The following is a 13,337-nucleotide window of genomic DNA, read 5'->3' on the forward strand; positions in this document are numbered from 1 at the left end:
CGTTGGTATGATACTGAACATCCCCTACGATTAATGGCTCTGTTTATACACAGTTACGGTAAACCCATGACGACGGTACGGAAGCGTCAAGTCTCTATCAGTGACACACCCTAAACTAAATCAAGTCATCGCACGACAGGCGAACCAAGAAGAACGCTGCACCGCAAAAATGGCCGAGTCACCCGAAACTTCTGAACACACCAACGTTCAAGAGCGAATAAACCCTCACCACTTCAACCGCTTTCCCGTTGAAAAGTTAGCCGTTTTTAAGGGGACAATTTGGCCCGGCATACAACACGGCGTATTATTGGATATCAAAGATTACCTCACGTTAGTCGATACCACTGGCCGTATTCAGCGTCAAGATGAGCGTGGTTACATCGCCAGTGAATCTCTACCCATACGACAACGACTAGGCATCGACGCTGACAACTGGGTGGATAACACCCAGAAATTTGAAGCGATCTTCTATAAAAAATTTCATTATAGGCGGCGAGATAAACACGTCGCTTAGCCCTTTAATAAACTCACTGCAATTAAAGCGGGTTTAAGCTAGCCACCCTCAGTCGATGATTTAACCTGATCGATTCGTGCTCTTACGTGCCACATTTCCAGTATTTACAGTTATCATCTTAAAATTTTAGTCTTTTTATTTTCGCCACTGGGTTTTTCGTAAACTCTCTGAAAATGCGTGTCCCTTATTATTTGGCCGACTCGTTTGATTTATGGGGTAGTAGCGCCTAAAATTCAAGCCATGTTACTGGTGATTAATCAGGCAAGACTACTGCTCGTTCTACAAATGTGGATCGCATGTGCCTTGTACACTGCTAAAACCAGCGCTGAAATAAATCATAGCTGTTCAACGCCTACACGCTTCGTCACCTACCCCTCAAGTCGAGAAAACTCCAGTTACTACAAACTAAACGATTATTTTATCGACCTATTACATCTAGCTTTGGATAAAGCTGGCAGCTGCTATCACGCCAAAGGAATTGAATTACAATCCATAAACCAAGCTAGAACTACCCGAAATTTAAGTAAATATCGATACGATATTCATTGGATTAATCTAAGTGAGAGTGACAACGAATTAATTACAAAGATTAACGTCCCATTGACAAAAGGGTTGATTGGTACGCGTTTATTTCTTATTCGAAAAGGTGATCAACAGCGCTTCTCTAATCTCAGTCTTTTAGAACTAAAAAACCTAAATGCTGGCCAAGGGCACGACTGGCCAGACTTAAAAATTCTAAGAAACAATGGTTTTCATGTAATTGAATCCTATAGCTGGGAAGGGCTTTTTCAGATGTTACATAAAAAGCGTATTGACTATTTCCCTAGGTCAATACTAGAAATTTGGCGCGATCTAGACATGTTCCCAGAACTCAATTTCATAGTGGAACAGCACCATTTGATTCGTTACGATCGTGACTTTTACTTCTATGTTAACAACGACCAAAAGGAACTTTTGGCTATTGTCGAAAAGGGCTTAACCAACGCTATCGAAGACGACTCTTTTGATAAACTTTTTAAAAAGTATTTTTCGGAACCTATAGAGAAAGCACAAATAAACGAGCGCATTATTCACGATATAAGCACAGCACCTTAGAGGCTTTATGTGGACTACCAGTCCCGATAGATTATGCTAGCTACCATACCCAAGAAAGCAACTCCGACAACTACATGCGTCCGCTGCGCTTAAGTTTTAACTATTCATTAACCAAATTAAAGTGAAGATATTGGGAAGAGAGTCCGTCATAATTACACCCAACCCCTGTAGTTGTAAATGAGACTAGCTGTAAATGAGACAGCCATCTTAGGAAAAAATTAAATTAGTTGGAAGGTTTTTAATTAAGGGGGATCTTGTTCAAGCCGCTTACGTACCATAGAGATGAGAAGCTTAGTAAAAACCGATCTTTTACCAGAAGGCATTATGTGCAGCCGCCGCAAAGGGTCAGAAAACGAAATAACCGCATGGTCACCTAAACCCCGTACTCCAATCGATGAAGCTAAAGCGCTGCACCCTGAAGCCCCGCGAATGATTAGCCAACCCTTTGTATACGGGAAAAGCGGTGCCCCTGTAGCCGAACGAGCCTACAAAACAGCTTGAAAGCGACTCATGACTGAAGCCCTAAAACCGGAAAGCGATCTAAAAGAACGCTTCACTTTTCACCATCTGAAAGCCAAGGGAGTGAGCGATCACGCCAAAAAAAACTTGGCGGCCACCGCGACAAGCAGATGCAAGCGGTGCACAATAGAACGCCAGACATGCAAGGAATCGCCCGCTAAAAACGAGTAGAAATATTAACAATTTAGATTAGGAATGCGCCAGGAACGACTGTAAAAATACACAGCACGCTTTAAAAGCATCAGTGTAACGTGTTGATTTTAAAGGGGAGAAATGGGGTGACTGAGGGGACTTGAACCCCCGACGACTGGAATCACAATCCAGGGCTCTACCAACTGAGCTACAATCACCACTGTGTTTTCGAAACTGGCGCGCCCGGCAGGATTCGAACCTGCGACCGTCCGCTTAGAAGGCGGATGCTCTATCCAGCTGAGCTACGGGCGCCTACGACACTGGAGCCCTGCTTCCGCAATCAATCCTTCACTTATCTAAAAAGGGAAATGACTTGGTGAACCATTTCCAGCTTTGCTTAGAAATACTAACCGCGAAGGTTACGGTGCTTGCCTATTGCAGGCTCGAAAATGGTCGGAGTGGAGGGATTCGAACCCCCGACATTCTGCTCCCAAAGCAGACGCGCTACCAGGCTGCGCTACACTCCGACGACGACAAGGCCATAACATAAGGCCATGTTTCGAGAGGCGTGCATAATACCTATGCCCTTCTTCTCCGTCAACGCTCAAGGTGTTGAAATATAAAATAATTTACCGGTACTTGGTCACTACCGCTAGCTGTGGGAAAATGCCGCGTCGCTCGGGGTTCCCCCGACTGTTATATTACACACTCAATTACTCCAAGGACTCTTCCCCATGCCCGCACTGGTACTCGATGGCAAAGCCCTGGCACAAAAAACAGAAGCCGAACTCACAGAGCGCGTTACCGCCCTCAAAGACAAAACCGGTATTACGCCCATCCTCGCCACCATTTTAGTGGGTGATGACCCGGCCTCGGCGACCTACGTGCGTATGAAAGGCAATGCCTGCACCCGAATAGGCATGGAGTCTTTAAAGGTAGAAATGCCGGCTTCCACCACTACAGATCAGCTGTTAGCCAAAATAGACGAACTGAATGCCAACCCCGGTGTGCATGGCATTCTGCTGCAGCACCCAGTGCCCGCTCAAATAGATGAGCGCGCATGCTTCGACGCTATCCAGCTTAGTAAAGATGTCGATGGCGTAACCTGCCTGGGCTTCGGTCGTATGGCCATGGGTGAGGAAGCCTATGGTTGTGCAACGCCCAAGGGGATTATGCGCTTGCTCGAAGCCTATGAGATCCAGCTAGAAGGAAAACATGCGGTGGTTGTGGGTCGCAGCCCTATCCTCGGCAAGCCTATGGCGCTAATGCTGCTGAACGCCAACGCCACTGTGACCATTTGCCACTCACGCACTCAACATTTGGAAACGCATATTCGCAGTGCCGATATTGTTGTTGGTGCCGTTGGAAAACCCGAATTTATTAAGGCCGAGTGGATTAAAGATGGCGCTGTAGTAGTAGACGCCGGTTACCACCCAGGCGGTATCGGTGACGTTGAGTTAGGCCCTCTGGCAGACCGTGCAAGCGCCGTAACGCCCGTTCCCGGCGGTGTTGGGCCTATGACCATCAACACGCTGATATACCAAACGGTAGACTCGGGCGAAAAATCCATAGTTTAAGGCACTTCACTTTGCCCAAAGAAGTAATGCGCCTAGACAAATTTATCGCAACGCACAGCGCCTATAGCCGAAGCGCCATTGCGCAATTGGTAAAAGCCAAGCGTATTGCTGTAAACACGGTAACTGTGAACAAGGCTTCCATTCACATTAACCCGGCCATCGATACCCTTACGGTTGATGGCCGTGTGATTACAGCACTGGGTGAGGTGTACCTTATGCTCAACAAGCCCGAAGGCTATATTTGCGCCAATAAGGATGCTGAAAACCCTACCGTAATAGATCTGCTGGCACAGCAAGCTCAACTGCAACAGGAAGAACTCCCCCTGAACACGTTACAGGTGGTTGGGCGCTTGGATAAAGATACTACTGGGTTGGTTTTACTCACCACCAACGGTGATTGGAATCACCGCATTACGGCACCATCAAGTATTTGCACAAAAACCTACCATGTTGAAACTGCAAACCCACTAGAAGCGTCATTAGTCGATTTATTCACGCAAGGCATATTGTTAAAAAACGAGACAAAAACAACCAAACCGGCACACCTGAAAATACACGGCCCACACCAAGCCACTCTCGAGATTACAGAGGGCAAATACCACCAGGTAAAGCGTATGTTTGCCGCCACAGGCAACAAGGTTGTTAAACTACACCGAGCCGCAGTAGGTAACATATGTTTGGATACTTCCCTACAGGCCGGAGAATACCGGCACCTTACCCAAGCTGAAATATCCTTACCCATCACACAGGTTTCACCCTAAGGTACATTGTGTCCAAGCTTATAAACGATATTTATTCTCAACTGTTCCAACTAGCATCACATGAAAACCATTCTACGCTTTGGGTGGTCGATGAAAATGTATCCAAAGACATGCTGGCGCTGGCGGCGCAATGCCAACAATGCGTGGTTATCACTAATCGATTTGATATTTATTGTGACGGCCAACAAACCCATACACCGACAGAAACAGACCTACAATTCTCGGATTTTGATTTTTCTTTATTCTCTGACGGCCAATTTGATCAGATTATCTACCGTGTTTCGAAAGAGCGCGCCGTTACCCATTGGGTACTCTCAAATTGTGCAACCCTATTAAAAGAGGGCGGCACCCTTTTCCTCGCTGGCGCCAAGGAAGAAGGCATTAAAACTTACATCGACAAAACCAACAAACTTCTTCCCTTTTCGGGTAAGGGCAAAAAATATGGCCCCTATTACATTGCTGATTTAAACAAAACAAGCACGCCAGAGAACAGTGTAAATAGATTGCTCAACCACAAAAACTACCCGCTATTACGCAGTATTGGCCAATTCGCCGAGCAAGATATGCTCAGTAAACCGGGTGTATACGGTTGGAACAAGGTAGACGAAGGAAGCACTCTATTGGCCGAAGAATTCAACAAGCTCTACCGCGCTCAAGGGAAAGCGAAAGAAAATGTAACAGCACTGGATTTAGGCTGCGGCTACGGTTACCTCTCTCTTGCGGCAGCGAATGCGGGAATTAAACACATTGTCGCCACAGACAATAATGCCGCAGCGCTTGCCGCAACGGAAGAAAACCTAAGAACTACAGGCGTTGAAAGCTATGAAGTTATTGCCGCCGATTGTGGTGAGGGTGTGAAGGAAAAATTTGACTGGATTCTGTGCAACCCCCCTTTTCACCAAGGTTTTGCAGTTGACGCTCAGTTAACAGAAAAGTTTGTTCGTGCAGCCAAAAACCGATTAAAACCCAAGGGGCGCGCCCTATTTGTGGTGAATGCCTTTATTCCCCTCGAGAAAATAGCGGCCGACATTTTCAAACATCAAACCACTCTCACCAACAATAGAAAATTCAAGGTCATTGAACTAAAGAGTACTTAGTGCGCCTCAGTATGCCTGCGTTATTATGGACTGCGCTTGAGTATATCTTCGTAACCACCTTCATTGGTGACTTGGGTGTACCCCATTTGAGTTAACACATCTTTTGCGACACCCGAGCGACGACCTGTACGACAATAAACCCGGATATCCGCGTTTTTATCATCCACCACTGCGGCGATTTTATTCTGAATAATATCGTAGGGAATAAGCATAGCGTCTTTATAGTGGCCACCCGCATACTCCTCCGCTGTACGCACATCTATCCAGATTACATTATTCATTTTTTCACCCTTTTTCTCGGCCGAATAAGCCGTATTTGCCAACAAAACTAAAACTATAAGTAGAACGTTGCGTAGCCACATCATATTGTTTGCCTACCTCACGCGATGAATTTTAAAATCGACAACCCTTTTCCGGATAGGGGAAGACAGTGCCCCCAAATCCTCCAGGTTTTGCATCAAATGTTTCCTCGGGTTTGAAACCTGCTTCACCCGCGAAAAAACGCCTATGGCATTATGGTACTGAGGTTTAGTAAAGGCAAGAATACTCTCGAACCCGAGGCTCTTCAACACTGATAGCTTACAGGCTTTTTTAAACTGACTGAGAGATTCAAAATTAATGACCAGGGTACCCTGGTCGTTTAACAATGCCGACAGGCTGCTCAGCCAGGCTTCATCCACCGCCAATGCGCGCGCGGGCTCAACTTTACCATTGTTAAGCGCTTGCCCCACGAATAAGTCCTCAACGATCAGATCGTACTGGCGGGCTACGGATTCGGCTTTCTCGACCCAAGCAATGGCGCAACTATGCTCCAACAATATGTTTTTTCGGTTTAAGCGAAAATGATTGCGCGCAACGGACAAATGCGTTCTATCCAAATCGACGCCCGTCACCTGTATACCCGGAAAGAAATGACGCAATTGATTTAATACCGCACCGCCACCAACACCCAGCACCGCACAGCGAAGATTTTCAGCCGCTGTTATGTGCACATAGAACGTTAGCGCTGGCAAAACCAGCAAATCCCATAGGCTGCCACACAATGGGTATTTTGGGTTCCACTGACTGTGGAATATACCTCCTGTGTAAAGCCGCACACTGCTGCCTGCCGTGCGCACCTCATACAAAGTACCGCCAACTTCCTTCTGCCAAATAACGCTCATTTCAATTGTTCTGCATTGTTACAATATTGCGCTGCGGCCGCCTGCACTTTTGCAGCAGAGGTTCGATTTTCGGCGGCTTCAAGCCAAAACCCCAGCAACTGTGAAGAACAGGCACCAGCGCCCAGTACGCTGTGCGGCGACTCTACCGCAACTAAAAACCGATTGGCAGCGCTTGGCCCTGCGACTAAAGCTTGGGCCCAGCCCATAGGGGTTACATGATCTTGAGTGCCCGCAATTACCATTGTAGGGTTAGAAACATTAATGTCAGCCTTTAAATTCGGTAGGTTATTAAAATAATCGCCCGAACAAATATCGTTTTTTTTAAGCGTTTTCAAATACGCCGCCCAGCCGGGATAATTAACATAGGCCTGATTATAGTCGGCCTCTGTATCTTGTTGATTGTCAGCGCACTCCGCCGAATAGAATACCAGTGAATTAAAATTCGGTTCAAACGCGCTGTTAACAAATGTATCGAGTAGGAATTGAGTTGATGCAAAAGCTGATTTATTTTCATTCAACAAGGGCGCATCCGACATTTCGGCTAATGCTTCGTAAAAAACGTGAGACATCGCCGTGTCGTACAGTGAAAAGAACATTAAAGCTATTAACCTGTGGTCGTTCAAAGCGAAGCCGATATTTTCATGCGTATAAATTGCTAAGCGCTCCATACCCGAGGGTGGAATTTCGCTGTTGTACCAGTTACTCACGTTAAACACCCAACCGGCACCTAGCGTCGAATAATTCGGTTCATTTTGGCTTACGGCCTTTTCAATTGCGTTTTCCCACAGGGTATAAAAAGCCTGTGTATCTACGTTGTGTAGCTTTTGGTATTGACTGGCATGCAATGCCAGCGCATTTTCCCGCAGCGCAGACCAATTAGACAAACCTCCCCTCCCTGGCGGGTACGGAGAATCTAGAATTAACGAGGTGATCGCTGCATTGGGCTTACTCGCGAGCCTAGTCTTGGGTAGGGCTCTCGGTAGCGGTATTTTTTTAGCCAGACCCGCCGCTACAAGCGCAACGCGACTACCATAGGAAACACCCCAGAGGTGTGATTCCCGATAGCCCAGCTGTTCAATCATGCCTAAGATATCGCGCGCCTGCTCGCGGGAGGAGAACACGCCAAGCCCGAGACTATTACCCGCACTTTTTAAGCGACGATCATAGCGTGCCAAACACTCGTCCAAAACTGGGCGAGTAACTATCGATTCTTGTTCAAGGCTAGTATTCTGCGCTACAACCGTGAGCGACAGGTTTTCGTACTCCGGGCAAACCCAATGGGGATGGCTACCCGCCGTGCCTCTTGGTGAGTAAATAAGTAGATCGGCATTAATTGAGGTTTCGGTATACCAATCAAACCAATATTGCATTTGACTCGCACTGGCCTGCCCTCCGGAGCCCGGCCCTCCCGGAATATACACCAGTAAACGGTCGGCCAAATAGAGCGTTTTAGAAAAAAGCACGGCGGGAAGGCTAAAGCCTGCGGTCACATTGGTTTGATACCACAAACACTTTACTTGCACCCCCGTAGCCTCTGGCAGCTTCATATCACACACGCGGTCTGACAAGGCGCTCTCGGGCTTTTGTACTGGCGCCTCAGGTTTATCACAGCCGAGCATAAAGCCCGACATAAATAAACCTGAAATCAGCCGCCACATCCACCGCAAGCAAACACGGATGGGTGTCACTTATGCGGCCAAGACAATTCGCTGAAATCACCAATACCGGCGATACATTTTACGAGCGATTCTGCTTGGAAAGCATCGCCCTCTTGCGGTAGCGATTGATAATAATATGCGACCCCATCAAGGTTAAAGCCGAGTGAATACGCATGTAAATAGCAGCGGTCACTCTCGGTTCCGCCGTAACGGGTGTCTCCCAGTATCGGTGCACCAAGAGACTTCATCGCCACCCGTAGTTGATGGGTCTTGCCGGTTTCAGGTTTTAACACGAACAAGCGCTTACCGGTTCCCAGGCCGAAACTAAAAAACCGGGTTACGGCGGGGTTCGAATGCGAACGCGCGAGCTTCCAGCTACCATTGCGCGCCTTCTGCATATCGCCCTTTATGGAGCCTTGTTTTTTCTTCGGCTTTTGGTCCGATACAGCAATGTAAAACTTACTAACCAAGCGATCTTGGAAAAGTTGAGAAATCTCAGAATTCGCCGCGGCCCCTTTTGCCATCAACAATAGGCCCGAAGTCACACGATCAAGGCGGTGACACAGATGAAGAGCATCGTCATTCAACTGGTGTCTTATTCTTGCCTGCACCGTATTGTGAGTATTTTCGGTACTGCCTGAAGCATGGACTTCAAGGTTAATAGGTTTGTCTATTACAACGAACTTTTCAGTCTCGCCAAGTATCTTTAAAGGTTTATCTGTGATCATTAGGAAGCTTCGGCCTTATATGGATAGGTCATCGTCATCGTTGTTTTTATTGTCCTTCTTCTCTTCGCTACCCAGCTCACGCTCGAGTATTGTGCCCAGCTTGTCCATTTCATTAGCAAAGTGCTCAACCATATCAGACCATTTTTCAGCCAGATTTTGATTGGGTTTATCTATAATGGTATCCACCGAACCTTGCTGAAGCTGAGCATTTATACCCTCGAGCTCTAGAACACGCTGCTCAAGTACAAGGGCATGCTCCTCCATTCGCTGAAGCTGCGCGCTTAAACTTGCCACCTGCTCTTGGTGTACACGTGATTGCCTATGGCCATTCATATAACTGTAACCCGCAGCAGTAACGGATATTAGCGTAATAATGATGAGTACTTTTTGCATAAAGCCAACCGTAACCGACTAGGGGGAAACGCTATTTTAGCAATAAAACGTACAAGAATTTGACCCAAGCGATGCTAACCTATCGACAATGACCCACATTCTCATAATATAATCCGCGGTAGATTAGTTTACGCACATTACTTAGGTTGACCCAATGAAATACGTTTTACTCCCTATACTCGCGCTCCTGTCTCTACATGCATCCGCTAACGATGCTGATGTGGCGAGCAAGGTACTGGCAAAATACGACGATGGCCCCAGCGTACGCGAGCTGAATTGGCTCAACCAAAATTTTATGGACAGCCAGCGTAAAACCGTGAACACCCTTATTGCCACCCACTACGGCAAGCGCCTACGCGGTAATATATTAGATATCCCCGTATTGCAAAGACTTGTGACCGAGGACGTTATTCCAAAAGATGACACCGCGCAGCTTCAGGCACTGGGTGTCGCACTAGGCGACATCCTTGTACACGAAACCGCTGACCTAGAATGGGTGGTATACGAAGACGACCTTGGCTCTACCCAGGCGGTCTGCATAAAAGATTCAGTCAACTGCCTTTTCCCTATTACCATGCTCTCTAGACGTATGGAGGTTGGCTTAAAACCCGATGTTAACCGCGTTTACTCAAAGGCTGTGGATAGCGTAAAACCCTTTTTACCCAAAACCCCGTACACAATAGCGCCATAGCGCTGCGCGCAGCTCCACGGAAATGCATAGGCCCGGCCACACCGCCATAGCCAATCTCGCGAAAGCGGGAGGCTAGTATTTTTGAGGCTTTGGCGTAGGTTAAAATGAGATACCCGCATCCGCAGGCATAATCTAGATTTAAGTCTTTATTGCGCGCATTCAATGCATACGGAGACCCTGCATAGCGCTAGGAAATTGCTCTAAGAAATAGCGCTATGCATTAGAAGCGCCCCAACACTTTGTCCATCAACCAATTCGGCAGCAAAACTTTCAATACTGCCATCAGATGCGTGGGGAAAGTAACTCTGTAACGATACTTTGGCCGAGTAGATTCAAGCGCATGCAATAAGCTTTTTACAACCGCTTGCGGAGGCAAGGTAAACGGCACTGTAGGGCCGGCTTTCTGTAACCTTGCTATTGCCGTTTCATAACGGCTTCTGTGCCTACTACTATTAAAATTAATCTCGCGCTCCAGCGCCACCAATGCATTTTTACGAAACGCCGATGTAATAGGGCCCGGTTCAATTAAGACAACTTTTACAGCGCTATCCTTTAGCTCTAAACGTAATGTGTCAGACAACCCTTCGAGTGCAAATTTACTCGCATTGTAGGCGCCTCGCATGGGCATCGCGACAAACCCCAGAACAGAGCTGTTTTGAATAATCCGCGCATCATCCATTTTTAGCATTGAGGGTAACAAGCCCATGGTGAACTGGTGCGTGCCAAATAAATTGGTTTCGAATTGTTTTCGTAAAGTCTCTCGCGACAAATCTTCTACGGCACCTGGTTGCCCGTATGCAGCGTTATTGAAGACTGCAAAAACCTGCTCGTTGGTAATCTCTAAAATCTTTTGCACGCACTCTGAAACAGACGCCGAATCAGCCAACTCCAACGGAAGAACCGTATGGATACCCGCCGCTTTTAAAGCCGCAGACGAATGCGAATCCCTGACGGTGGCAATCACCCGATAGCCACGCTCGGTAAGCATTGTTGCGGCACATAAACCTATACCCGTAGAACAACCCGTTACCACAACAAATTTGCCTGTCATTTCGACAATAACTCCTCAAGTAATACGGTGAGCCGGTGTTGCGCCCAGGTGACACGAGTATCGGATATTGCTGTCACCGTATTTCGATAGGCATTCGAAAGCGGCGACTCTGGGTTGTAGCTATAGACCTGAGGCGCAAGACTTTTTGACTCTTGCAGCCAACCAGCTACGTTAAAACCTACGTTTAGCATTTCGGGGCGCAAGCCCACCACATAACCCGATTTCGCTGAAAACAGCTCTCCGCCGGCATCCCAGTACTTATGTAAAGACACACTGCATTTGCCACGCTTTTTTTGGCTGGATTTCAAGCAAACACGATTGCCACCGAGGTCGTGTTCACAGTGTTTAATGCTCGCAGCAAAGGCGTGCAGCGGTTGATGCGCATCCGCTACCAAATGAACAATGAAGCTGAGCAATACGGCTTTGGTTTCGCTGGCTTCAGCCTCTGTGTAGGCTTTTGTCAGCAGCGGTAAAACATCTGCAAGCTTCCCCCTGTTCAGGCGCTCACATTCAGGCAGAAATTTATCATGGCGCCGATCGTATACACTATTGTAATAATGCCAATTGGCTGTTGTTTCTGATGCAAAGGGAGCCAGGGTTGCCGGCACGGAACCGCCAACTGAACGAAAAAGTTTTTCAAGGGAATGCTTGCGTACCGTGTCGGGCCAGTATGCGAGAAAACAAATAATTTTTGCGCTATCGGCGCCTGTAATACCCGCGATTGCAGCGGTGGTATTGTCGGCAACATTGCAGCTTCGGCCTGCATAACGCTGACTTTTTTTATTTGCCCTGTGTTGCCAGAGTATGCGCGCTTGCTCGTGGAGAACCGTGCGATGCTCAAGACTTAAATCAGAGACCGCGGCTAACGCAATAACACCGTGCCCCTGCGGAGACCAGGCATTGGCGGCCCCCATACCAAACAAAAGAAAAAGCCACAACAGAAATTTCTCTGAACGCTTTCTCACTAGCTGCATTTTAACTGGCCGCATTTATGGAGCAGTCTATATAGGGTGTGGCCCATTCAGTTATGCCTTACGGTATTTTTTAATAAGGTCATAGGCGGTTTGAATTTCCTGAGTACGCTCTGTGGCCACCTTAACCATGTTTTCTGGGACACCCCGGCCAGCTAGCTTGTCTGGATGAAATTCACTCATCAGCTTACGGTAAGCCCGCTTCAGTTCGGCATCCGTGGCCGAGGCTTTTACCCCAAGCGCTTCATAGGCCAGCTCAAGCTCGTTGGCCGATGGCCCCTGCTGCCCACCCCAAGATTGCTGCCCCCCACCAGACTGCCGACTACGGTGGAAGAAGCTCTGCGCTTTAACCATGCCAATTAGATGATTAAAGGCATAACGTGAATAGCCTAAATCGCTAGCAATTTGCGCGAGAATGCGCTCTTCTTCCTCGTGCAAATGGCCATCGGCAAACGCCAAAGATATAAGGTAAACCAACAGAATCTGCTTTAAATCGTTATAGCGACCACAATGTGTTACGAACTCTTCAACCGTTGCATCAAGCGAAAACCCAGCTTCGGTACCCTGTTTAAACAATTGAATTGCGCGCTGTCGAGACTCCACAGACAGGTTCATCTTCACCATCAACTGCTCGGTACCGCTGATTTCATCTTGGCTTACACGGCCATCAGCCTTGGCAATGTAACCCAACAAAGGAAACACAGCCGAGAAAAAAGCATTTTCAATTTCGGCTCGCCGCTGAGGATCGAACTGTCCGCGAAGGCCCTGGCGACCTTTGTCGAACAAGTGGCCAACAAATACACCAATCAATAGGCCCAGAGGCCCCAAAGTAACGAACCCAATAAGGCCGGCAATGACTTTTCCGAACATGTGATAACCTAGACATATTAAAAAGAAAGCCAATTATAACGGTTTTTCAGTAAGGATAGGATTCGAGTAAGGATAGGATTCGAGTAAGGATAGGATTCGAGTAAGGATAGGATTCGA

The 13,337-nt window shown here is 47.4% G+C and carries 14 protein-coding genes and 3 tRNA genes; 6 read left to right on the forward strand and 11 right to left on the reverse strand.

What is annotated here, in order from left to right; all coding sequences use genetic code 11:
- The first annotated feature begins 100 nt into the window (after positions 1 to 100).
- On the forward strand, positions 101 to 514 hold the full coding sequence (locus H5336_RS00440) for a hypothetical protein (RefSeq protein ID WP_185230379.1): 414 nt from the start codon (positions 101 to 103) through the stop codon (positions 512 to 514).
- A 177-nt stretch (positions 515 to 691) separates the two neighbouring features.
- Positions 692 to 1,609, forward strand: a complete 918-nt coding sequence (locus tag H5336_RS00445) for a transporter substrate-binding domain-containing protein (RefSeq protein WP_185230380.1) — start codon at positions 692 to 694, stop codon at positions 1,607 to 1,609.
- Positions 1,610 to 2,402: 793 nt separating this feature from the next.
- Here H5336_RS00445 and H5336_RS00450 read toward each other — a convergent pair.
- From H5336_RS00450 to H5336_RS00460, 3 genes are all read right to left on the reverse strand, one after another.
- Positions 2,403 to 2,478 (reverse strand) — tRNA-His (locus H5336_RS00450).
- A gap of 17 nt (positions 2,479 to 2,495) precedes the next feature.
- Positions 2,496 to 2,572 (reverse strand) — tRNA-Arg (locus H5336_RS00455).
- Between the two features lie 138 nt (positions 2,573 to 2,710).
- Positions 2,711 to 2,787, reverse strand: a tRNA-Pro gene (locus H5336_RS00460).
- Positions 2,788 to 2,994: 207 nt separating this feature from the next.
- Between H5336_RS00460 and folD the strand changes: the two genes are divergently transcribed.
- Genes folD through H5336_RS00475 form a run of 3 tightly spaced genes read left to right on the forward strand, consistent with a single transcriptional unit; the run spans position 2,995 to position 5,695 of the window.
- Complete coding sequence (folD, locus tag H5336_RS00465) at positions 2,995 to 3,837, forward strand: bifunctional methylenetetrahydrofolate dehydrogenase/methenyltetrahydrofolate cyclohydrolase FolD (RefSeq protein WP_185230381.1); 843 nt, start codon at positions 2,995 to 2,997, stop codon at positions 3,835 to 3,837.
- Positions 3,838 to 3,848: 11 nt separating this feature from the next.
- The gene (locus H5336_RS00470) at positions 3,849 to 4,598 is read left to right on the forward strand and encodes a pseudouridine synthase (protein WP_246438983.1); all 750 of its coding nucleotides are present in this window, start codon (positions 3,849 to 3,851) and stop codon (positions 4,596 to 4,598) included.
- 8 nt (positions 4,599 to 4,606) lie between these two features.
- Complete coding sequence (locus H5336_RS00475; RefSeq protein ID WP_185230382.1) at positions 4,607 to 5,695, forward strand: class I SAM-dependent methyltransferase; 1,089 nt, start codon at positions 4,607 to 4,609, stop codon at positions 5,693 to 5,695.
- 23 nt (positions 5,696 to 5,718) lie between these two features.
- Here H5336_RS00475 and H5336_RS00480 read toward each other — a convergent pair whose 3' ends face one another.
- The 5 genes from H5336_RS00480 to H5336_RS00500 all read right to left on the reverse strand — a co-directional run bounded on the left by H5336_RS00480 (position 5,719) and on the right by H5336_RS00500 (position 9,637).
- On the reverse strand, positions 5,719 to 5,976 hold the full coding sequence (locus tag H5336_RS00480; RefSeq protein WP_185230383.1) for a rhodanese-like domain-containing protein: 258 nt from the start codon (positions 5,974 to 5,976) through the stop codon (positions 5,719 to 5,721).
- A gap of 93 nt (positions 5,977 to 6,069) precedes the next feature.
- Positions 6,070 to 6,858, reverse strand: coding sequence for a spermidine synthase (locus H5336_RS00485; RefSeq protein ID WP_185230384.1), 789 nt, complete (start codon positions 6,856 to 6,858; stop codon positions 6,070 to 6,072).
- Complete coding sequence (locus H5336_RS00490; protein ID WP_185230385.1) at positions 6,855 to 8,489, reverse strand: alpha/beta hydrolase; 1,635 nt, start codon at positions 8,487 to 8,489, stop codon at positions 6,855 to 6,857. The genes H5336_RS00485 and H5336_RS00490 overlap by 4 nt, the downstream gene beginning before the upstream one ends.
- A 53-nt stretch (positions 8,490 to 8,542) precedes the next feature.
- Positions 8,543 to 9,244: a TIGR01621 family pseudouridine synthase gene (locus H5336_RS00495; RefSeq protein WP_185230386.1), complete on the reverse strand. Its 702-nt coding sequence runs from the start codon at positions 9,242 to 9,244 to the stop codon at positions 8,543 to 8,545.
- Between the two features lie 15 nt (positions 9,245 to 9,259).
- Positions 9,260 to 9,637 (reverse strand): hypothetical protein, encoded by a 378-nt coding sequence (locus tag H5336_RS00500; RefSeq protein ID WP_185230387.1) that lies wholly within the window; start codon positions 9,635 to 9,637, stop codon positions 9,260 to 9,262.
- A gap of 154 nt (positions 9,638 to 9,791) precedes the next feature.
- Between H5336_RS00500 and H5336_RS00505 the strand changes: the two genes are divergently transcribed.
- Complete coding sequence (locus tag H5336_RS00505; protein ID WP_185230388.1) at positions 9,792 to 10,328, forward strand: DUF3806 domain-containing protein; 537 nt, start codon at positions 9,792 to 9,794, stop codon at positions 10,326 to 10,328.
- Between the two features lie 220 nt (positions 10,329 to 10,548).
- Here H5336_RS00505 and H5336_RS00510 read toward each other — a convergent pair whose 3' ends face one another.
- The 3 genes from H5336_RS00510 to djlA all read right to left on the reverse strand — a co-directional run bounded on the left by H5336_RS00510 (position 10,549) and on the right by djlA (position 13,220).
- The gene (locus tag H5336_RS00510; protein ID WP_185230389.1) at positions 10,549 to 11,379 is read right to left on the reverse strand and encodes an SDR family NAD(P)-dependent oxidoreductase; all 831 of its coding nucleotides are present in this window, start codon (positions 11,377 to 11,379) and stop codon (positions 10,549 to 10,551) included.
- Positions 11,376 to 12,317 carry a S1/P1 nuclease gene (locus H5336_RS00515; protein ID WP_185230390.1) on the reverse strand — a complete coding sequence of 314 codons (942 nt, stop codon included), beginning with the start codon at positions 12,315 to 12,317 and terminating at the stop codon, positions 11,376 to 11,378. The genes H5336_RS00510 and H5336_RS00515 overlap by 4 nt, the downstream gene beginning before the upstream one ends.
- An 87-nt stretch (positions 12,318 to 12,404) precedes the next feature.
- Positions 12,405 to 13,220 (reverse strand): co-chaperone DjlA, encoded by an 816-nt coding sequence (gene djlA, locus H5336_RS00520; RefSeq protein ID WP_185230391.1) that lies wholly within the window; start codon positions 13,218 to 13,220, stop codon positions 12,405 to 12,407.
- Positions 13,221 to 13,337: the final 117 nt, after the last annotated feature.

The sequence above is a fragment of the Teredinibacter franksiae genome, assembly GCF_014218805.1.
Taxonomy (GTDB): Bacteria; Pseudomonadota; Gammaproteobacteria; order Pseudomonadales; family Cellvibrionaceae; genus Teredinibacter; species Teredinibacter franksiae.